Below are 20,332 nucleotides of genomic sequence, written 5' to 3' on the forward strand. Positions count from 1 at the left end.
CCGCCATGGCCGGTCTGCACCGCTCCGCCCACGTCGACACCTTCGCCCGCGAGCACCTGCCACCGCCCGACCAGTGGCCCGAGCTCCGCTTCGACCTTCCGGGGCTGCGTTACCCCGAACGGCTCAACGCCGCCGCCGAACTACTCGACGGCCCCGACGACGAGCGGCCCGTGTTCCACACCCCGTCCGGCCCCCCATGGACGTACGGCACACTGCGCGCCCGCGTCGACCGGCTCGCACATGTGCTTACCGACCACCTGGGCGTCGTCCCGGGCAACCGGGTGCTGCTGCGCGGCCCGACCACGCCCTGGCTGGCCGCCTGCTGGCTGGCGGTGCTGAAGGCGGGTGCGGTCGCCGTCACCGTGCTGGCCCAGCAGCGGCCGCACGAGCTGCGGACCATGTGCGAGATCGCCCAGGTGCGGCACGCGCTGTGCGACATACGCGCCGTCGACGACCTCGCCAAGGCCGAGATACCCGACCTGCGCATCACGACGTACGGCGGCGACGCCCCCGACGACCTGCTGCGCCGCCCGGCGCCCGACACGCCCTACCCCGCCGCCGACACCGCGGCCGACGACGTCGCGCTCATCGCCTTCACCTCGGGCACCACCGGACGGCCCAAGGGCTGTATGCACTTCCATCGGGATGTGCTCGCGATAGCCGACTCCTTCTCGGAACATGTGTTGCGCCCCCATGTGGGCGATGTCTTCGCCGGCAGTCCCCCGCTCGGCTTCACCTTCGGCCTCGGCGGGCTCGTCATCTTCCCGATGCGGGCCGGCGCCAGCGCCCTGCTCCTCGAACAGGCCGGTCCCAAACAGCTGTTGCCCGCGATCGCCGAGCACCGGGTGTCCGTGCTGTTCACCGCCCCGACGGCGTACCGCGTCATGCTCGACGAACTCGACTCGCACGACGTCTCCTCACTGCGCCGCTGTGTGTCCGCGGGCGAGAACCTGCCCGCCGCCACCTGGCAGGCCTGGCACGAGCGGACCGGGCTGCGCATCATCAACGGCATCGGCGCCACCGAACTGCTGCACATCTTCATCTCGGCGGCCGACGAGCACATCAGGCCCGGGACGACGGGAATGCCGGTACCGGGGTGGCACGCGCGCGTGGTCGACGACGAGGGCCGGGACCTGCCCGACGGGGAGCCCGGGCTGCTCGCCGTGCGCGGGCCCGTCGGCTGCCGCTATCTCACCGATCCACGGCAGCGCGAGTACGTACGCCACGGCTGGAACATCACCGGCGACACCTACGTCCGGGAGAGTGACGGCTACTTCCGCTATGTCGCCCGCGCGGACGACATGATCATCTCCGCCGGTTACAACATCGCGGGCCCCGAGGTCGAGGAGGCGCTGCTGCGCCACCCGGACGTGCTGGAGACGGCGGTGGTGGGGCGGCCCGACGAGGCGCGTGGCCAGGTCGTGGTGGCATACGCGGTGCTCAGGGAGGGTGCGCGACGGGACGTGGAGGCGCTGCGCACGTTCGTCAAGGCCGAGCTGGCGCCGTACAAGTGCCCGCGTGAGATCGTCTTCCTGGACGCCCTCCCGCGCACCGCGACCGGCAAGCTGCAGCGGTTCCGACTGCGCGACGACCGTCAGCCGCTGGGCGACCAGCAGTGATCCGTAAGAACTAAGATGATCAACGTGTCCGACCAGCATGCACCACGGTCTCTCATCGTCACGCTCTACGGCGCCTACGGCCGCCATATGCCCGGCCCCGTGCCGGTCGCCGAGCTGATCAGACTGCTGGCCGCGGTCGGCGTGGACGCCCCTTCCGTACGCTCGTCGGTGTCACGGCTGAAGCGACGCGGGCTGCTGCTCCCGGCGCGTACGGCGCAGGGCGCGGCCGGATACGAACTGTCGCCGGAAGCCCGGCAGCTGCTCGACGACGGCGACCGGCGCATCTACACCGTCACGCCGCCCGAGGACAAGGGCTGGGTGCTCGCGGTGTTCTCGGTGCCGGAGTCGGAGCGGCAGAAGCGGCATGTGCTGCGCTCCCGGCTGGCCGGGCTCGGCTTCGGGACTGCGGCTCCGGGGGTGTGGATCGCTCCCGCGCGGCTCTACGCGGAGGCCCGGCACACCCTTCAGCGGCTGCGCCTGGAGGAGTACGTCGACTTCTTCCGCGGTGAGCACCTCGGCTTCACGCCGACCGTCGAGGCCGTCGCCCGCTGGTGGGACCTGGCCGCGATCGCCAAGGAACACGACGCGTTCCTCGACCGCCACGCGCGCGTACTGCACGACTGGGAGCGGCGGCCGGACACCCCGCCCGAGGAGGCCTACCGCGACTACCTGCTCGCCCTGGACTCCTGGCGCCACCTCCCCTACACCGACCCCGGCCTGCCCGCCCGGCTGCTGCCCGAGGACTGGCCGGGCGCACGTTCGGCCGCCGTCTTCCGGGGACTGCACGAACGTCTGCGGGACGCGGGGGCCGTGTACGCCGGTCTATGACCTCAGGCACACCATGCACCACTAACGGAACCCTCAGGTTCCTCTGCGCCTCTTCTCAAGTTTCTTACCTAGCGTCCATCGGGTCGCCGCCAGGTAAGAAATGAGGACTGTTGCGCATGACCACCACGGCCCGAAAAGGAGGCCCCAGGGCTCAGGGAGCCACCGTCTGGCTCACCGGACTGCCGAGCGCGGGCAAGACGACCATCGCCCGCCTGCTCGGTGACCGGCTGACGGCGGAGGGACATCGCGTGGAGGTCCTCGACGGCGACGAGATACGCCGCTTCCTGTCGGCCGGTCTCGGCTTCTCACGGGAGGACCGCAACACCAATGTGCAGCGCATCGGGCTGGTCTCCGAGGTGCTCGCGCGCAACGGCGTGCTGTCCGTCGTCCCCGTGATCGCGCCCTACGCCGACAGCCGCGAAGCGGTGCGCAAACGGCACGAGGCGAGCGCCACGCCCTACGTCGAGGTGCATGTCGCCACACCGGTCGAGGTGTGCAGCGAGCGGGACGTGAAGGGGCTGTACGCCCGGCAGGCGGCGGGGCGGCTCTCGGGGCTGACGGGCGTCGACGACCCGTACGAGCCGCCGACCGACCCGGCGCTGGTTCTCAGGACCCAGGACCAGACGCCGCGGGAGTCGGCGGACGCCGTGTACGCGGTGCTGGCGGAGCGGGGGTTGGTATGAGCGACTTCGCCCTCTCGCACCTGGACGCGCTGGAGTCCGAGGCGGTGCACATCTTCCGCGAGGTCGCGGGCGAGTTCGAGCGGCCGGTGATCCTGTTCTCCGGCGGCAAGGACTCCATCGTCATGCTGCACCTGGCGCTCAAGGCGTTCGCCCCCGCGGCGATCCCCTTCTCACTGCTCCACGTCGACACCGGACACAACTTCCCCGAGGTCATCGACTACCGCGACCGCACGGTCGACAAACACGGCCTGCGCCTCCATGTCGCCTCCGTACAGGACTACATCGACCGGGGGGTGCTCAACGAACGCCCCGACGGCACCCGCAACCCGCTGCAGACGGTGCCGCTGACCGAGAAGATCCAGAGCGAGCAGTTCGACGCCGTCTTCGGCGGCGGACGACGCGACGAGGAGAAGGCCCGGGCCAAGGAACGGGTGTTCAGCCTCCGGGACGAGTTCTCCCAGTGGGACCCGCGCCGACAGCGCCCCGAACTGTGGAACCTGTACAACGGCCGCCACGCACCCGGCGAACACGTCCGCGTCTTCCCGCTGTCCAACTGGACCGAACTCGACGTCTGGCAGTACATCGCCCACGAGGAGATCGAGCTGCCGGAGATCTACTACGCCCATCAGCGCGAGGTGTTCCCGCGCGACGGCATGTGGCTGACGGCCGGTGAGTGGGGTGGACCCCGCGAGCACGAGGTCGTCGAGAAGCGGCAGGTCCGCTATCGCACGGTCGGCGACATGTCCTGCACCGGCGCGGTGGACTCCGACGCCGACACCATCCAGAAGGTGATCGCCGAGATCGCCGCCTCCCGGCTGACCGAGCGCGGCGCCACCCGCGCCGACGACAAGCTCTCCGAGGCCGCCATGGAAGACCGTAAGCGCGAGGGGTACTTCTAGACATGACCGGCACGACCATCGACACGCTTCGGTTCGCCACCGCGGGCTCCGTCGACGACGGCAAGTCCACGCTCGTCGGGCGGCTGCTGCACGACTCCAAGTCGATCCTCGCCGACCAGCTGGAGGCGGTCGAGCACGCCTCCCGCAGCCGCGGCCAGGACGCCCCCGACCTCGCACTGCTCACGGACGGCCTGCGGGCCGAGCGCGAACAGGGCATCACGATCGACGTGGCCTACCGCTACTTCGCCACGTCCCGCCGCCGGTTCATCCTCGCCGACACCCCCGGCCATGTGCAGTACACCCGCAACATGGTCACGGGCGCCTCGACGGCCGAGCTGGCGATCATCCTGGTCGACGCGCGCAACGGGGTCGTCGAGCAGACGCGCAGGCACACGGCCGTGGCGGCCCTGCTCCAGGTCCCGCATGTCGTCCTGGCCGTCAACAAGATGGACCTGGTCGGCTACGAGCGGACGCGGTTCGCGGAGATCGTCGAGGACTTCGCCGCCGAATCGGGGCTCACCGGCTTCACCTCGGTCCCGGTCTCGGCGCTCGTCGGCGACAACGTGGTGGAGCGCTCAACGCACATGGACTGGTACGAGGGACCTGCGCTCCTGGAGTTCCTGGAGAACGTCCCCGTCGGCACCGAGGCCGCCGACGCGCCCGCCCGCTTCCCCGTGCAGTACGTCATCCGTCACGGCGAAGTCCGTTACTACGCGGGCCAGTTGGTGTCCGGCTCACTGCGGGTCGGCGACCGGGTCACGGTCCACCCGTCCGGCGAGACCTCCGAGATCACCGGCATCGACGTGCTCGGAGTCGCCCAGGAGGCCGCGCTCGCACCGCAGTCGATCAGCGTACGGCTCGCGGACCAGCGGGATGTGTCGCGCGGCGACATGATCACGGCGGGGGCGAAGGCGCCGACGCTCACGCGGGACGTCACCGCGAACGTCTGCCACCTGGCCGACCGTCCGCTGCGGGTCGGCGACCGCGTCCTGCTCCGGCACACGACCAGGACCGTCAAGGCTATCGTCAAGGACCTCGCCGGAGCCGCCGAGTTGAGCGTGAACGACCTCGGCCGGATCTCCCTGCGCACCGCCGAGCCACTGGCCCTCGACGACTACGCGGCCTCCCGCCGCACCGGCGCGTTCATCCTGATCGACCCGGCGGACGGGGCGACGCTCACGGCGGGCATGGCCGAGGTCAACTCCCCAGCGTGAGCCGGGGCTTGGGGGCGTCCGTGCGGCCGGTCTGCGGACGTCGGCTGCCCGCCCGGTACGGGTCCGGCCAGCTGGCGCCCGGACCGTCGTAACCCTGCTCGGCCGCCGCGTGCAGCGTCCAGTGCGGGTCGTAGAGGTGCGGGCGGGCGAGGGCGCACAGGTCCGTACGGCCCGCCAGGATCAGGGAGTTGACGTCGTCCCAGGAGGAGATCGCCCCGACCGCGATCACCGGCAGACCGGTGGTGTGGCGGATCCGGTCGGCGTACGGCGTCTGGTACGACCGCCCGAACTCCGGCTGCTCGTCGGCCACGACCTGCCCGGTCGACACGTCGATCGCGTCGGCGCCGTGCGCGGCGAAGGCGCGGGCGATCTCTACGGCGTCCTCGGCGGTCGTGCCGCCCTCGGCCCAGTCGGTGGCGGAGATACGGACGGTCATCGGCCGCTCCTCGGGCCATACGCTCCGTACGGCATCGAAGACCTCCAGCGGGAAGCGGAGTCGTTTCTCCAGGGAGCCGCCGTAGGCGTCGGTGCGGCGGTTGGTGAGTGGGGAGAGGAAGCCGGAGAGCAGATAGCCGTGCGCGCAGTGCAGTTCGAGGAGGTCGAAGCCGGCGCGGGCGGCGCGCCAGGCGGCGGCCGTGAACTGTTCGCGGATATCGGTGAGTTGGGCGCGGGTGAGCTCGCGCGGGGTCTGGCTGTCCGGCTTGTAGGGGAGCGGGGACGCGGCCACGAGCGGCCAGTTGCCGTCGTCCAGCGGTTCGTCGATGCCCTCCCACATCAGCTTGGTCGAGCCCTTGCGACCGCTGTGGCCGAGCTGCACACCGATCGCGGTACCGGGTGCCTGGGTGCGCACGAACTGGACGATCCGCCTCCAGGCGTCGCCCTGCCTGCCGGTGTAGAGACCGGCGCAGCCGGGGGTGATCCGCCCCTCCGGGCTGACGCACACCATCTCCGTCATCACCAGGCCGGCACCGCCGAGGGCGCGGGCGCCGAGGTGGACGAGGTGGAAGTCGCCGGGGACGCCGTCCTCGGCGGAGTACATGTCCATCGGGGACACGACGACCCGGTTGCGCAGCGTCAGGCCGCGCAGCCGGAACGGGGTGAACATCGGGGGCGTGCCGGGCGGGCAGCCGAAGTCGCGCTCCACGGCCTCGGTGAAGCGGGCATCGCGCAGGCGCAGGTTGTCGTGGGTGACGCGGCGGCTGCGGGTGAGCAGGTTGAAGGCGAACTGGCGGGACGGCTGGTCGAGGTAGAGGCCGAGGTTCTCGAACCACTCCAGGCTGGCGCGGGCGGCGCGCTGCGTGGAGGCGACGACCGGTTTGCGCTCGGCCTCGTACGCGGTCAACGCGCTGGCGAGGTCCGGCTGTTCCTCCAGGCAGGCGGCGAGCGCGAGGGCGTCCTCGACGGCGAGCTTGGTGCCGGAGCCGATGGAGAAGTGGGCGGTGTGGGCGGCGTCGCCGAGCAGCACGATGTTGTCGTGCGACCAGCGTTCGTTGACGACGGTGCGGAAGGTGGTCCAGGCCGACTTGTTGGACTTCAGCGGCCGTCCGCGCAGCGCTTCCGCGAAGATCTTGGCGCAACGCTCGACCGACTCCTGTTCGTCGAGTTCGTCGAAGCCGGCCGCGCGCCACACCTGTTCGTGCATTTCGATGATGACGGTGGAGGCGTCGGCCGCGTACGGGTAGCCGTGCAGTTGCATCACGCCGTGCTCGGTCTCGGCGATCTCGAAGCGGAAGGCTTCGAAGGCGAAGTCCGCGGCGAGCCAGATGTAACGGCAGTGGTGTTCGGCCACATGGGGGCGGAACACATGGGTGTAGGCCTCGCGGGTGGAGCTGTGCACACCATCGGCGGCGATGACGAGGTCGTACGTCTCAGCGAGCCAGGCGGGGTAGGGGGCCTCGGTACGGAAGCGGAGTTCTACGCCGAGGGTGCGGCAGCGGTCGTGGAGGATTTCGAGGAGGCGCTTTCTGCCCAGGGCCGCGAAGCCGTGTCCTCCGGAGGTTTGGTGGGTGCCTCGGTGGGTGATGTCGATGTCGTCCCAGCGGGTGAAGTGCGCTTGCATGGCCTCGTAGACCACGGGGTCTGCGTGTTCGATGCCGCCCAGGGTCTCGTCGGAGAGGACTACGCCGAAGCCGAAGGTGTCGTCTGGGGCGTTGCGTTCCCAGACGGTGACTTCCCGGGTGGGGTCCAGGCGTTTGAGGAGAGCTGCGGCGTAGAGGCCGCCGGGGCCGCCGCCGATGATGGCGACTCGTAGGGGGTGGCTGGACATTGTCGGCGGCTGCGGGTGGTCTGTGGCTGGTCGCGCCCACGCGGCGGTAGCCGCAAATTCAACACAGCCCCGCGCCCCTGACATGGGTGCAGTCCCCTTGGTCGAGAGCATCCGCTACCTCCCCTGCCACTTCGGTGGGCGCTTCTCCGTGAATGCCGCGTGGAATTCCGCGTAGTCCTCGCCGTTCATCAGCAAGGCCTGTGTCGACGCGTCCATCTCCACCGCTGCCGCCAGTGGCATGTCCAGCTCGGCCGTCAGGAGTGCCTTTGTCTGCGCGTACGCCAGTGCCGGGCCGTCGGCCAGGCGGTGGGCGAGGGACTGGGCGGCCTCGTCGACGCCGCCCTCCTCCGTCAGCTCGCTGATCAGGCCGATCCGCTCGGCCTCGGGTGCGCGTACCGGTTCGCCCAGCATGAGCAGGCGGGTCGCGTGGCCGAGGCCGACGACCCTGGGCAGCAGGTAGGCCGCGCCCATGTCGCCGCCGGACAGGCCGACCCGGGTGAAGAGGAAGGCGAAGCGGGCGGTGGGGTCGGCGACGCGGAAGTCGGCCGCGAGTGCCAGTACGGCACCGGCACCGGCCGCCACTCCGTGCACCGCCGCGATCACCGGGAACGGGCACTCCCGTACGGCCCGCACGACCTGCCCGGTCATCCGGTTGAAGTCGAGCAGCTGGGCGGTGTCCATGGACAGGGTGGCGCCGATGATCTCGTCGACGTCGCCGCCGGAGCAGAAACCGCGCCCCTCGCCGGCCAGCACCAGGGCCCGTACCGCCCTCTCCCGGGACAGCTCGGCGAGCAGATCACGCAGGTCGGCGTAGGCGCCGAAGGTGAGCGCGTTGAGTTTCTCGGGGCGGGCGAGGGTGACGGTGGCGACCCCGTCGGCCTGCTCGACCCGCAGATGCTCCCAGTCGGTCGTGCGGGCGGCGGAGCCGGTGAAGGGACTCATGACGTGCGGCCTCCTCGGGCGGACGGCGGGCACTGACTCACTGAGCTCTACCCTTCGAGCTCTCTCCTTCGAAGCTATCACCCAACTTTGACTGTCGTCACGACCACGCAATAACCCGTCCGGGTGTGATCTCGGGTGTGATCTTGGGTGCCTTGTCGAGTCACATCTCGGATGTGACCTGGCCCCGTCACATCCGTCACGGATCGTCGACGCCCGCGTAACGACGGGATCAACCGCGCGAGGCCGACCGTTCACCGGGGTAAGCCGCCCAACAGTCGGGGCCGAAGGTCCCGAACGGTGCCCGTCGGATGCCTTGTCGGGTGGCGCCGTACCATTCATAAGGTTGAAAGCAGGACAGCCTGCTCATGAACGGACCCGCCTTGCAAGATCGCTCGCCCGCCTCCGCCTCCTGGCGCATCGCACTGCCGCACACCGCTGCAGCCGTGCCCGTCGCGCGTGCCCTGGTCCGTACAGCGCTGACCGAGCTGGAGCATGCCGCCGACAGCGACACCGCGGAGCTGCTCACGGCGGAGCTGGTCGCGAACGCCGTGGAGCACACCGCGGGTGACGGCCCCATAGAGCTGGTGGTGGAGCTCCTGCCCTCCGGCTGCCAGGTAGAGGTACACGACCCGGACCCGGCCCCGCCGGGCAACCTGACCCGCCCCACGGACGGCGACCCCGACCCGTGGCAGGAACACGGCCGCGGCCTGCTCCTGATCCGCGCCCTGAGCTCGTCGTGCGGCCACCGCCCCACGGACTCGGGCAAGGCGGTATGGTTCAGGCTGCCGATTCTGCCTGCTCAACGCCGCCCGGTGTAGGCCTCTCCCTCAAGCCGGCGTCTCCCCTCAAGCCAGCGTCGCGACCAGCACCGCCTTGATCGTGTGCATCCGATTCTCCGCCTCGTCGAAGACCACCGAGTGCGCCGACTCGAACACCTCGTCGGTCACCTCCAGCGACTCCAGGCCGTAGCTCTCGTAGATCTCACGCCCGACCTTCGTGCCGAGGTCATGGAAGGCCGGCAGGCAGTGCAGGAACTTCACGTCCGGGTTCCCGGTCGCCCGCAGGACGTCCATGGTCACCGCGTACGAGCCGAGCGCAGCGATCCGCTCGGCCCACACCTCCTTCGGCTCCCCCATCGAGACCCAGACGTCGGTGGCGACGAAGTCCGCGCCGAGCACACCCTCGTCGACCTTCTCGGTGAGGGTGATGCGAGCACCGCTGGTCTCGGCGAGCTTGCGGGCCTGGCCGATGACGTCCTGGGAGGGCCAGTACGCCTGGGGAGCGACGATCCGTACGTCCATGCCGAGCAGCGCGCCGGTGATCAGGTAGGAGTTGCCCATGTTGAAGCGGGCGTCGCCCAAGTAGGCGAAGGCGATCTCCTTGAAGGGCTTGGCGGTGTGCTCGGTCATGGTGAGCACGTCGGCCAGCATCTGGGTGGGGTGCCAGTCGTCGGTGAGGCCGTTGTAGACGGGCACCCCGGCGTACTCCGCCAGCTCCTCCACCTTCTGCTGGCTGTCCCCGCGGTACTCGATCCCGTCGTACATCCGCCCGAGCACGCGCGCGGTGTCCTTCACCGACTCCTTGTGGCCGATCTGCGAGCCCGAGGGATCCAGGTACGTCGTCGAAGCGCCCTGGTCGGCGGCCGCGACCTCGAACGCGCAGCGCGTGCGCGTCGAGGTCTTGGCGAAGATCAGCGCGATGTTCCTGCCCCGCAGGTACTGCGTCTCGGCCCCGGCCTTCTTGGCCCCCTTCAGCTCGGCGGCCAGCTCGACCAGCCCACGGAACTCCTGCTCGGTGAAGTCGAGCTCCTTGAGGAAGTGGCGGCCGGCGAGGGCGGTCGGGACAGTCGCCATGGGGGCGCTCCAGAGGTACGTGAACAGGGACCCTGGAAGTCTATACGACGATAGGCATTTCTATACAGGCGCATGAGGCCTACCAGACGCATCAGGTGCGTCTACACAGGCGCACGCTCGACCGGACAGCTCATACAGCGCGGCCCTCCCCTCCCCCGCCCCAGCTCACTTCCCGGAATCTCGATCACCTCGATGCCCTGCTTGCGTAGATGCGTGTTGGTGGTGGCGTTCCGCTCATAGGCGACGACCACACCCGGCTCCACGGCCAGCACATTGCAGCCGTCGTCCCACTGCTCGCGCTCGGCCGCGTGGACATCCTGGGTGGCGGTCAGGACGCGGATCTCGCTCAGACCCAGCGCGGCGGCGATCGCACGGTGCATGTGCTCCGGCGGATGGTCGGTGACCTTCAGCTCCTTGTCACCGGCGCCCGGTTCGATGGTGTACGAGCGGAGCATGCCAAGCCCGGCGTACTGGGTGAAGACATCGCCGTCGACCATCGTCATCACGGTGTCGAGGTGCATGAGGGCACGACGCTTGGGCATGTCGAGGGCCACGATCGTCTCGGCCGAGCCGGCGGCGAACAGCTTGTGGGCGAGCATCTCGACGGCCTGCGGGGTGGTCCTCTCGCTCATCCCGATGAGGACCGCGCCGCTGCCGATCACCAGGACGTCCCCGCCCTCGATGGTGGACGGGTAGTCCGCCTGCCCCTCGGACCAGAAGTGGAACGTTTCGTCACGGAACAGCGGGTGATGCCGGTAGATCGCCTCGAAGTGCACGGTCTCGCGCTGACGGGCGGGCCAGCGCATCGCGTTGACGGAGACGCCGTCGTAGATCCAGGCGGAGGTGTCGCGGGTGAAGAGGTGGTTGGGCAGGGGGGCGAGCAGGAAGTCGTCCAGTTCCATGACATGAAAGCGCACGGAGGTCGGCTCGGGGTGCGCCTCCAGGAACTCCCGCTTGGTCATGCCGCCGACGAGCGCCTCGGCCAGTTCGGGCGCGGGCAGGCCCTCGAAGGCCGCACGGAGGTGGTCGGTGGCGAGCACCCCGTACTCCTTCTCGTCGAAGACCCGGTCCAGGACGAGTTTCCGGGCCGCCGGGATCTCCAGGGCCTCGGTGAGCAGGTCACCGAAGAGGTGGACGGTGACACCGCGGTCGCGCAGCACGTCGGCGAACCCGTCGTGCTCGGCGCGCGCCCGGCGCACCCACAGCACGTCGTCGAAGAGCAGCGCGTCCTTGTTGCTGGGGGTGAGCCTCTTGAGCTCGAGATCCGGCCGGTGCAGGATGACGCGGCGCAGCCGCCCGGCCTCGGAGTCGACATGGAATGCCATGCCTCCATCCTGACCATCGGGGGCCGCCTTCACCCCCTACTTGCATCTTTCTTGTTCTCGTCCCCTTGACGACAACCCTGCCTCACGATTATCGTCTTGGTGACGAGAAATCGTGGAGGGGATCACATGGCCGACATCACCCGGCGCCTCGGTTGGCGCCATCTGCGCGGCGCGCCCACGGCGCACATCCGTCACCACCGTGGCGGAAAGCTGCTGCACGACGGCCCCGGGCTCAGCTTCTGGTTCCGTGCGCTGACCGCCGCGCTCTCCGAAGTGCCGGTCGACGACCGGGAGTTGGCGATGACCTTCCATGCCCGTACGTCCGACTTCCAGGACGTGGCCGTCCAGGCGACGGTCACCTACCGGATCAGCGACCCCGCGGTGGCCGCGACCCGCCTGGACTTCTCCGTCGACCCGGACACCGGCGCGTGGCGGGGCACCCCGCTGGAGCAGCTGGGCACGCTGCTGACGGAGACGGCACAGCAGCACGCACTGGACGTCCTGGCCCGTACGCCCCTGTCGGCGGCGTTGGCCGACGGCGTCACGGCGGTGCGGGAGCGGATCGCGGCGGGCCTCGCCGGGGAGCCCCGGCTCCCGGCCACCGGCATCGAGGTCGTCGCCGTACGCGTCATGGCGCTGCGCCCGGAGCCCGAGGTGGAGCGGGCGTTGCGCACCCCGGCCCGCGAGCAGATCCAGCAGGAGGCGGACCGGGCGACGTACGAGCGCCGGGCGGTGGCCGTCGAGCGGGAGCGCGCGATCGCCGAGAACGAACTGGCCAGTCAGATCGAACTCGCCCGCCGCGAGGAGCAGTTGGTGGACCAGCGGGGCACCAACGCGCGCCGGGAGGCCGAGGAGCACGCGGCGGCCGACGCGGTCAGGGCCGAGGCGGAGGCGGCACGGACGGTACGGCTCGCGGACGCGGAGGCGGTACGGACGGTGCGCCTCGCGGAGGCGGAGGCCACGCGGTCCGTGCGGCTGGCCCGGGCCGAGGCAGAGGGGGCGCGTGAGGTCGGCGAGGCGCGGGCGCAGGCGCAGGCGGCCTGGCTGCGGGTGCACGCCGAGGTGGACGTGGCGACGCTGCACGCCCTCACCGGGACCCGGCTCGCGGAGAACCTGCCGCGGATCGACAGCGTGACGGTGTCGCCGGACGTGCTGACGGGGTTGCTCGCCAAGCTCGGCGCCCAGGCCCAGGAGCAGGCGTGAGCCTCGCTCCCCGGGTCGTGCTCGTCCATCGCACCACGGAGTACGAGGAGTTGGTGGCCCGGCACGGCACACACGGCCAGGCCGCCTTCTTCCTCTCCTCCCGCGGCCGGGACATCGCGGAGATCACGGAACGCCACCGCCGGACGCGACAGGCGCTCGCGGAGGTGACCTCGGCGATCCCCCTGACCTGGCGGCAGACCAGGGTGGAACGGGGCGACCTGGACCGTTTCCTGTTCGCGCCGGAGGACGTGGTGGTCGTCGTCGGACAGGACGGCCTGGTCGCGAACGTGGCGAAGTACCTGGCCGGACAGCCGGTGCTCGGCGTCGACGCCGATCCCGGCCGCAATCCGGGCGTGCTGGTGCGCCACCGCCCCGGGGACGCGGCCAAGTTGTTCGCGTCCACGCAATCCGGACGGGCCCGCTTCGACGAACTCACCATGGTCGAGGCCGTCGCCGACGACACACAGCGGCTCGTGGCGCTCAACGAGATCTACCTCGGCGCCGTCGGACACCAGACGGCCAGATACCGCCTGGGCCTGGAAGACGACGGGGGTGTCGTCGAGGCCCAGGCTTCGTCCGGGGTGATCGTGGGCACCGGGACGGGGGCGACCGGATGGCTCCGGTCGGTGTGGCAGGAGCGGGGAGGGCGACTGCGGTTGCCCTCCCCCACGGAGGAACGGCTCATGTGGTTCGTCCGCGAGGCCTGGCCCTCCCCGGCCACCGGTACCTCACTGGTGGCCGGGGAACTCGCGGCCGCGACCCATCTGCGGCTCACCGTCGAGTCCGAGCGGCTCGTCGCCTTCGGGGACGGGATGGAGACGGACGCGGTCGAGCTGACCTGGGGTCAGACGGTCCGGGTGGGCGTGTGCCGGGAGCGGCTGCGACTCGTCAACTGACCGTGAACAGCCGCTTACCGTCACTGCCCTTGACTGTCACAGGCGCGGGTCCACCGGCTCCGACTCCAGCGCCAGCACCCCGAACACCGCCTCGTGCACCCGCCACAGCGGCTCCCCCTCGGCCAGCCGGTCCAGGGCTTCCAGTCCCAGCGCGTACTCCCGGATGGCGAGGGAGCGCTTGTGGTTGAGGAACCGCTTGCGCAGCCGGTCCAGGTTGTCCGGGCGGGTGTACTCCGGGCCGTAGATGATCCGGAGGTACTCGCGGCCCCGGCACTTGATGCCGGGCTGTACGAGCCGTCCCTCCTCGCTGCGGACCACCGCCCCGATCGGCTTGACGACCATGCCCTCGCCGCCCCGGCCCGTCATCTCCAGCCACCAGTCGACACCGGCCCGCACCGACTCCGGGTCGCCGGTGTCGACGTACAGACGCCGGGTCGTCTGGAGCAGACCCGTGCCGTCGTGCTCCACCAGCCGGTCGAGGAGCGCGAGCTGCTCGTCGTGCGGGAGCGCGGCGAGGCTGCGGCCCTGGACCGCCAGGATCTGGAAGGGGGCCAGGCGTACGCCGTCGAGGCCGTCCGTCGTCCAGCAGTAGCGGCGGTACGCCTCCGTGAACGCGGCTGCGTCCGAGGCCCGTTCACGCTGACGTGCCAGCAGGTCGGACACATCGACACCGCGCGCCGAAGCGCCCTCCAGCGCGGCCAGCGCACCGGGGAACGCCGCCCCGGAGGCGGCACCGACCGCCGCGTACTGCGAGCGCAGCAGCCCGGACGCCTTCAGCGACCACGGCATCAGCTCGGCGTCGAGCAGCAGCCAGTCCGTCTCCAGCTCGTCCCAGAGGCCGGCCTCGCCGGCCGCCGCACGGACCCGGTCGAGGATCGTCTCCGTCACGGACTCGTCGTCGAAGAACGGGCGGCCCGTGCGGGTGTAGATCGATCCCGTGGGGCCGTCCACGCCGAACCGCTCGCGTGCCGCCTCGGCGTCCCGGCACACCAGGGCCACGGCCCGCGAACCCATGTGCTTCTCCTCGCACACGACCCGCTCGACCCCGTCCGCCCGGTACTGCGCGAAGGCCTCCACCGGGTGCTCCAGGAAGCCCTCTTCGTGGCTGGTCGCCGTCGGTGCCATGGTGGGCGGGAGGTACGGCAGCAGGCGCGGGTCGACCGCGAAGCGGCTCATGACCTCCAGGGCCGCCGCCGCGTTCTCCTCACGGATGGCGACACGGCCCTGGTGCCTGGTCTCCACGACCCTGCGCCCGTGCACGTCCGCCAGGTCCAGCGGTCGGCCGTCGTGCCCGCCCGGTGCCTCGGAGCGCAGCGGCTTGGCCGGTTCGTACCAGACCTTCTCGGCCGCTACGTCGACCAGCTCCCGCTCCGGCCAGCGCAGTGCGGTCAGCTTGCCGCCGAAGACGGCGCCGGTGTCCAGGCAGATGGTGTTGTTCAGCCAGGTGGCCTCCGGGACCGGGGTGTGGCCGTACACCACGGCCGCCCGGCCCCGGTAGTCCTCGGCCCACGGGTAGCGCACCGGCAGCCCGAACTCGTCGGTCTCCCCGGTGGTGTCGCCGTACAGCGCGTGCGAGCGCACCCGGCCGGACGTGCGGCCGTGGTACTTCTCCGGCAGACCGGCGTGGCAGACGACCAGCTTGCCGCCGTCGAGGACGTAGTGGCTGACGAGCCCGTCGATGAACTCCCGTACCTCCGCGCGGAACTCCTCGTTCTCGGTCTCCATCTGCTCGACGGTCTCGGCGAGTCCGTGCGTGTGCTGGACCTTGCGGCCCTTGAGGTAACGCCCGTACTTGTTCTCGTGGTTGCCCGGCACGCACAGCGCGTTGCCCGACTTCACCATCGACATCACGCGGCGCAGCACACCGGGGCTGTCCGGGCCGCGGTCGACGAGGTCGCCGACGAAGACGGCGGTACGGCCGTCCGGGTGCACGCCGTCGGCGTAGCCCAACTTGCCGAGCAGCGACTCCAGTTCAAAGGCGCAGCCGTGGATGTCGCCGACGATGTCGAACGGGCCGGTGAGGTGGGTGAGGTCGTTGAAGCGCTTCTCGGTGACGACGGTGGCGTTCTCCACGTCCTCCACGCCGCGCAGGATGTGCACCTTGCGGAAGCCCTCGCGCTCCAGGTGCCGTACCGAACGGCGGAGTTCGCGGATGTGCCGCTGGATGACCCGGCGCGGCATGTCGGCCCGGTCGGTGCGGGCGGCGTTGCGCTCGGCGCACACCTCCTCGGGCACGTCGAGCACGATGGCGATCGGCAGCACGTCGTACTGCTTGGCCAGCTCGATCAACTGCCGCCGTGAGTCCTGCTGCACGCTGGTGGCGTCGACGACCGTACGGCGGCCGGCCGCCAGGCGCTTGCCCGCGATGTAGTGCAGGACGTCGAAGGCGTCCCGGGTCGCGCTCTGGTCGTTCTCGTCGTCGGAGACGAGGCCACGGCAGAAGTCGGAGGAGATGACCTCGGTGGGCTTGAAGTTCCTGCGGGCGAAGGTGGACTTGCCGGATCCGGAGGCGCCGACGAGCACGACGAGGGAGAGGTCGGTGACAGGCAGAGCACGTCCCTTCGGTGTCTGGTTCATGCTGCCTTCGCCTCCTTCTCGTCGTTGTTGCCCGTGGTGGTCGTGCTTGTCTCGGCTGTGCCCATGTCGAACACGGCCATCTGCGTGGGTGGCCCCACCTCGGGGTCGTCGAGCCCGACGGGCACGAACTCCACGCGGTACCCGTGCCGTTCGGCAACCGCCCGCGCCCAGATCCGGAACTCCTCGCGCGTCCACTCGAACCGGTGGTCGCCGTGCCGGACGTGCCCGGCCGGGAGGGACTCCCAGCGGACGTTGTACTCGACGTTCGGGGTGGTCACCAGGACCGTCCGCGGGCGGGCGGCGCCGAACACCGCGTACTCCAGCGCGGGCAGCCTGGGCAGGTCGAGGTGCTCGATGACCTCGCTGAGCACCGCGGCGTCGTAGCCCTTGAGGCGGTTGTCGGTGTAGGCGAGGGAGCCCTGGAAGAGGTTCACGCGCGAGGCCTGCCGCTCCCCCATCCGGTCCAGCTTCAGCCGCCGCCCGGCGATGGTCAGCGCCCGCATCGACACGTCCACGCCCACGATCTCGGTGAACGCCGGGTCCTTGAGCAGCGCCTGCACCAACTGGCCCTGCCCGCACCCGAGATCGAGCACGCGCGCGGCACCGGACGCCTTGAGCGCGGCGATGATCGCGTCCCGTCGCTGCACGGCGAGCGGGGTCTGCTTCTCCTCGGTCTCCTTCTCGGCCTCGACGGCGTTGTCGATGTCCTCGACCTCGCTGTCGTCGGCCTCCGCGAGCCGCACCAGCTCCAGCCGCTCCATCGCCTCCCGGGTCAGCGACCAGCGGCGCGACAGATACCGGCTGGTGATCAGCTTGTGCTCCGGGTGGTCCGGCAGCCAGCCCTCACCGGCCCGCAGCAGCTTGTCGACCTCGTCGGAGGCGACCCAGTAGTGCTTGGCGTCGTCGAGGACGGGGAGCAGGACATAGAGGTGGCGCAGGGCCTCGGCGAGGGTCAGCGCCTCCGACTCCAGGACGAGACGGACGTAGCGCGAGTCGCCCCACTCCGGGAACTGCACGTCCAGCGGCACGGGCTCGACGGTCACGGCCCAGCCGAGCGGCTCGAACAGCCGCCGTACGAGCTCCGGGCCGCCTCGGGCCGGCAGCGCGGGCACCTCGATGCGCAGGGGCAGCGGCTGGGCGGCGCGCTCGGGACGGGCGTTGCACACGCCCCGCATCGCGCTGGAGAACACGCCGCTGAGCGCGACCGCGAGCAGCGAGGAGGCGGCGTACGGCCGGTCGTTCACGTACTGCGCGAGTGCCGCGTCGGGCGCACCGCCCCGGCCCTTGCCCTTGCCGCGCCGGACCAGCGCCACCGCGTCCACCTCCAGCAGCAGCGCCGCCGTGCAGCGCTCGGCGTCGGCCTCTGGGTAGAGGACATGGGCCTTGCCGTAGGAGGTGGAGAACGCCTGCGATTTCTCGGGGTGCTTGTGCAGCAGGAAGCCGAGGTCGGTGGCCGGGCGCTCTGGAGAGCCGGTGGTGGTGATGGTCAGGAACACGGTGGGCAGGCCTTGGAGTAGTCGTCTGAACTGCGGTTACGCCCACCGTACAGAAGCGGGCATCGGCAGCACCCGAGAATTTTCGCTAGCCTCCGGACCGTCCGGGCGTTCGAACAGCGCACGACCGATCGCCCCACGCATGTCCCCCCTCGCCCACGCATGCCCCCAGCGGAGGCCCCACGTGACAGACGCCGGATTACGCGCGACCCCCATCGACACCAGCAAGCCCCACTCGGCCCGCATGTACGACTACTTCCTCGGCGGGAAGGACAACTACCCGGTCGACGCGGAGGCGGCCGAGCAGGTGGTTTCCCTTTTCCCCGCCGTGCGGGAGATGGCGCGGACCAACCGCTGGTTCATGCACCGTGCCTCCCGGCTGCTGGCCGAGCGGGGTGTCCGCCAGTTCCTCGACATAGGCACCGGGATCCCGACCGAGCCGAACCTCCACCAGATCGTGCAGGGCATCGCCCCCGACGCCCGGGTGGTGTACGCGGACAACGATCCGATCGTCCTCCGGCACGCCGAGGCCCTGCTGCACAGCACGCGCGAGGGAAAGACGGCCTACGTCCACGGCGACGTGAGGGAACCGGGACGGATCCTCGCGGCGGCGCGGGAGACCCTCGACTTCACGCAGCCGATCGCGCTGTCCCTCGTGGCTCTGCTGCACCTGGTGGTGGACGAGGACGAACCCGCCCGGATCGTGAGCGAGTTGCTCGAACCGCTGGCGCCGGGCAGCTATCTGACGCTGTCGCATGCGACGGGGGATTTCGACCCGGAGACCTGGGAGCGGGTCGTCGAGGTGTACCGCAAGGGCGGCACTCCGGCCCAGGTGCGAGCGCGTGACGAGTTCGCCGGCTTCTTCACGGGGCTCGCGTTGGTGGACCCGGGCGTGATGCTCGCCGCCGAGTGGCATCCGGAGCTCGGTGAGCGGCACGAGGGCGAGGAGATACCCCTGTACGTGGGGGTCGGCCACAAGCGATGACGACGCATCCGGCGGACCGCCCTTTGTCGGCCCGGTCCGCCGGATGACGCATGGATCGCTCGTGTCGCCGGTACGGCCCTACGGCCCTACGACAGCTGCGACTGCACCTGGGAGGAGATGAGCTCCAGGTGGTCCAGGTCGTCGAGGTCGAGGACCTGGAGGTAGATCCGCTGCGAGCCGATCTCCTGGTACCGGCCGATCTTGTCGACGACCTCGTCAGGGGAGCCGGCGAGCCCGTTGAGCTTCAGCTCGTCGACCTCCCGCCCGATCGCGGCGGCGCGGCGGGCGATCTCCTGGTCGTCCTTGCCGACGCAGACGACAAGGGCGTTGGAGTAGACGAGGTCGTCGCCCTTGCGGCCGGCCTCCTCGGCGGCGGCCCGCACCCGCCCGAACTGCCGCTCGCTGTCCTCGATCGAGGCGAACGGCATGTTGAACTCGTCGGCGTACTTGGCGGCGAGCCGGGGCGTGCGGGTGGCGCCGTGTCCGCCGATCAGGACGGGGATTCGGTCCTGGGCGGGCTTGGGCAGGGCGGGTGAGTCGGTGAGGTCGTAGTGGTTCCCGTGGAAGTCGAAGGTCTGGCCGACCTCGGTCGCCCACAGCCCGGTGACGATGGCGAGCTGCTCCTCCAGCCGCCCGAACTTCTCCTTCGGGAACGGGATGCCGTACGCCTTGTGCTCCTCCTCGAACCAGCCCGCGCCCAGGCCGAGTTCGACCCGGCCGCCGGACATGCGGTCGACCTGCGCGACCTGGATGGCGAGCACGCCGGGCAGCCGGAAGGTGCCGGCGGTCATCAGGGTGCCGAGGCGGATCCGCTTGGTTTCGCGGGCGAGGCCGGCGAGCGTGATCCAGGCGTCGGTGGGGCCGGGAAGGCCGTCCCCGGAGCCCATCTTGAGGTAGTGGTCCGAGCGGAAGAACGCGTCGAATCCAAGGTCTTCGGTGGCCTTCGCCACGGTGAGGAGGGTGTCGTAGGTGGCCCCCTGCTGGGGCTCGGTGAAGATGCGAAGATCCATACCTCCATCCTGCACGCCGGGGTGCGGGCCGGGCGCACCGGTCCCCCCGCCTCTCGCGTCCCCGGTCGGGTGAATTCCCGCCACGCTGTTGCCGCCCTGGGCCGGGCCAGTGACCGCCCCCGACGGTGATCGTTGGCTCGGTCGGAGCCGGACCGCCCGGCGCCCGCGCCGGCCGGTGACCGCCGGAGCGTCACCGTGTCGGCCCCCTTCTGTCGGGGGCCGGAGGCCGAGGAGGCCGTCATGTCCGAGGAAATCGCACCACAGCAGAGCGGCGGCGGTCAGCCCAAGGGGCTGTTGCAGCAGATGGAGGAGCTGATGGCGGCGCTCAATGCGGACCTGTCGGCCCTGGACGCGGATCTGCAGGCGACCGGGGGGTCCGGCGTGGGGAAGCGGCAGGACGGAGAGGCCGGCTGAGTTCCGGGCCGCCCACCCTGCTGGGGGCCTGCGGCCCCCAGACCCCCGCCTTCGGCCCTGAAAGGGCCTCGTCCTCGAACGCCGGACAGGCTGAGATGGCCTGGACCGGCGTTGAGAGGATGACC

17 protein-coding genes are annotated in these 20,332 nt (G+C 70.6%); 10 read left to right on the forward strand and 7 right to left on the reverse strand.

The window, feature by feature from the left end:
- The first annotated feature begins 5 nt into the window (after positions 1 to 5).
- The 5 genes from BLU79_RS32795 (at position 6) to BLU79_RS32815 (ending at position 5,243) form a co-directional block, all read left to right on the forward strand.
- Positions 6 to 1,619, forward strand: a complete 1,614-nt coding sequence (locus BLU79_RS32795; RefSeq protein ID WP_371131986.1) for an AMP-binding protein — start codon at positions 6 to 8, stop codon at positions 1,617 to 1,619.
- A gap of 15 nt (positions 1,620 to 1,634) precedes the next feature.
- Positions 1,635 to 2,447, forward strand: coding sequence for a PaaX family transcriptional regulator (locus BLU79_RS32800; RefSeq protein ID WP_093909614.1), 813 nt, complete (start codon positions 1,635 to 1,637; stop codon positions 2,445 to 2,447).
- A gap of 116 nt (positions 2,448 to 2,563) precedes the next feature.
- Positions 2,564 to 3,130 carry an adenylyl-sulfate kinase gene (gene cysC, locus BLU79_RS32805; RefSeq protein ID WP_093909615.1) on the forward strand — a complete coding sequence of 189 codons (567 nt, stop codon included), beginning with the start codon at positions 2,564 to 2,566 and terminating at the stop codon, positions 3,128 to 3,130.
- Complete coding sequence (gene cysD, locus BLU79_RS32810; RefSeq protein ID WP_093909616.1) at positions 3,127 to 4,029, forward strand: sulfate adenylyltransferase subunit CysD; 903 nt, start codon at positions 3,127 to 3,129, stop codon at positions 4,027 to 4,029. Before cysC ends, cysD begins: the two co-directional genes overlap by 4 nt.
- A gap of 2 nt (positions 4,030 to 4,031) precedes the next feature.
- Entirely contained in the window at positions 4,032 to 5,243 is a 1,212-nt protein-coding gene (locus BLU79_RS32815) for a sulfate adenylyltransferase subunit 1 (RefSeq protein ID WP_093909617.1), read from the forward strand.
- On the opposite strand, the gene BLU79_RS32820 is transcribed toward BLU79_RS32815, so the two are convergent.
- Together BLU79_RS32820 and BLU79_RS32825 are read right to left on the reverse strand one after the other, a co-directional pair.
- Positions 5,227 to 7,620 carry a bifunctional salicylyl-CoA 5-hydroxylase/oxidoreductase gene (locus BLU79_RS32820; protein ID WP_093909618.1) on the reverse strand — a complete coding sequence of 798 codons (2,394 nt, stop codon included), beginning with the start codon at positions 7,618 to 7,620 and terminating at the stop codon, positions 5,227 to 5,229. The two genes, BLU79_RS32815 and BLU79_RS32820, sit on opposite strands and share 17 nt — an antisense overlap.
- 3 nt (positions 7,621 to 7,623) lie before the next feature.
- Positions 7,624 to 8,451: an enoyl-CoA hydratase family protein gene (locus BLU79_RS32825; protein ID WP_093909619.1), complete on the reverse strand. Its 828-nt coding sequence runs from the start codon at positions 8,449 to 8,451 to the stop codon at positions 7,624 to 7,626.
- 365 nt (positions 8,452 to 8,816) lie between these two features.
- On the opposite strand from BLU79_RS32825, the gene BLU79_RS32830 reads away from it, so the two are divergent.
- On the forward strand, positions 8,817 to 9,269 hold the full coding sequence (locus BLU79_RS32830; protein WP_093909620.1) for an ATP-binding protein: 453 nt from the start codon (positions 8,817 to 8,819) through the stop codon (positions 9,267 to 9,269).
- 27 nt (positions 9,270 to 9,296) lie between these two features.
- Here BLU79_RS32830 and argF read toward each other — a convergent pair whose 3' ends face one another.
- Positions 9,297 to 10,304, reverse strand: coding sequence for an ornithine carbamoyltransferase (gene argF / locus BLU79_RS32835; RefSeq protein ID WP_093909621.1), 1,008 nt, complete (start codon positions 10,302 to 10,304; stop codon positions 9,297 to 9,299).
- Positions 10,305 to 10,405: 101 nt separating this feature from the next.
- Positions 10,406 to 11,629 (reverse strand): arginine deiminase, encoded by a 1,224-nt coding sequence (locus BLU79_RS32840; protein ID WP_093909622.1) that lies wholly within the window; start codon positions 11,627 to 11,629, stop codon positions 10,406 to 10,408.
- 126 nt (positions 11,630 to 11,755) lie between these two features.
- On the opposite strand from BLU79_RS32840, the gene BLU79_RS32845 reads away from it, so the two are divergent.
- Positions 11,756 to 12,832 carry an SPFH domain-containing protein gene (locus BLU79_RS32845; RefSeq protein ID WP_093909623.1) on the forward strand — a complete coding sequence of 359 codons (1,077 nt, stop codon included), beginning with the start codon at positions 11,756 to 11,758 and terminating at the stop codon, positions 12,830 to 12,832.
- On the forward strand, positions 12,829 to 13,728 hold the full coding sequence (locus BLU79_RS32850; protein ID WP_093909624.1) for an NAD(+)/NADH kinase: 900 nt from the start codon (positions 12,829 to 12,831) through the stop codon (positions 13,726 to 13,728). The genes BLU79_RS32845 and BLU79_RS32850 overlap by 4 nt, the downstream gene beginning before the upstream one ends.
- Positions 13,729 to 13,764: 36 nt before the next feature.
- Here the strand turns inward: BLU79_RS32850 and BLU79_RS32855 are convergent, their stop codons facing one another.
- Together BLU79_RS32855 and BLU79_RS32860 are read right to left on the reverse strand one after the other, a co-directional pair.
- A complete protein-coding gene (locus BLU79_RS32855) occupies positions 13,765 to 16,305 on the reverse strand; it encodes a polynucleotide kinase-phosphatase (RefSeq protein ID WP_093909625.1) in 2,541 nt (846 codons plus the stop codon).
- Entirely contained in the window at positions 16,302 to 17,801 is a 1,500-nt protein-coding gene (locus BLU79_RS32860; RefSeq protein ID WP_093909626.1) for a 3' terminal RNA ribose 2'-O-methyltransferase Hen1, read from the reverse strand. The genes BLU79_RS32855 and BLU79_RS32860 overlap by 4 nt, the downstream gene beginning before the upstream one ends.
- 181 nt (positions 17,802 to 17,982) lie before the next feature.
- Here BLU79_RS32860 and BLU79_RS32865 point away from each other — a divergent pair, with 181 nt between their 5' ends.
- A complete protein-coding gene (locus tag BLU79_RS32865; protein ID WP_093909627.1) occupies positions 17,983 to 18,783 on the forward strand; it encodes an SAM-dependent methyltransferase in 801 nt (266 codons plus the stop codon).
- Between the two features lie 86 nt (positions 18,784 to 18,869).
- Here the strand turns inward: BLU79_RS32865 and BLU79_RS32870 are convergent, their stop codons facing one another.
- The gene (locus BLU79_RS32870) at positions 18,870 to 19,793 is read right to left on the reverse strand and encodes an LLM class F420-dependent oxidoreductase (RefSeq protein ID WP_093909628.1); all 924 of its coding nucleotides are present in this window, start codon (positions 19,791 to 19,793) and stop codon (positions 18,870 to 18,872) included.
- Positions 19,794 to 20,033: 240 nt separating this feature from the next.
- On the opposite strand from BLU79_RS32870, the gene BLU79_RS48395 reads away from it, so the two are divergent.
- Positions 20,034 to 20,207, forward strand: a complete 174-nt coding sequence (locus tag BLU79_RS48395; RefSeq protein ID WP_177001270.1) for a hypothetical protein — start codon at positions 20,034 to 20,036, stop codon at positions 20,205 to 20,207.
- Positions 20,208 to 20,332: the final 125 nt, after the last annotated feature.

It is taken from the genome of Streptomyces sp. cf386 (genome assembly GCF_900103585.1).
Lineage (GTDB): Bacteria > Actinomycetota > Actinomycetes > Streptomycetales > Streptomycetaceae > Streptomyces.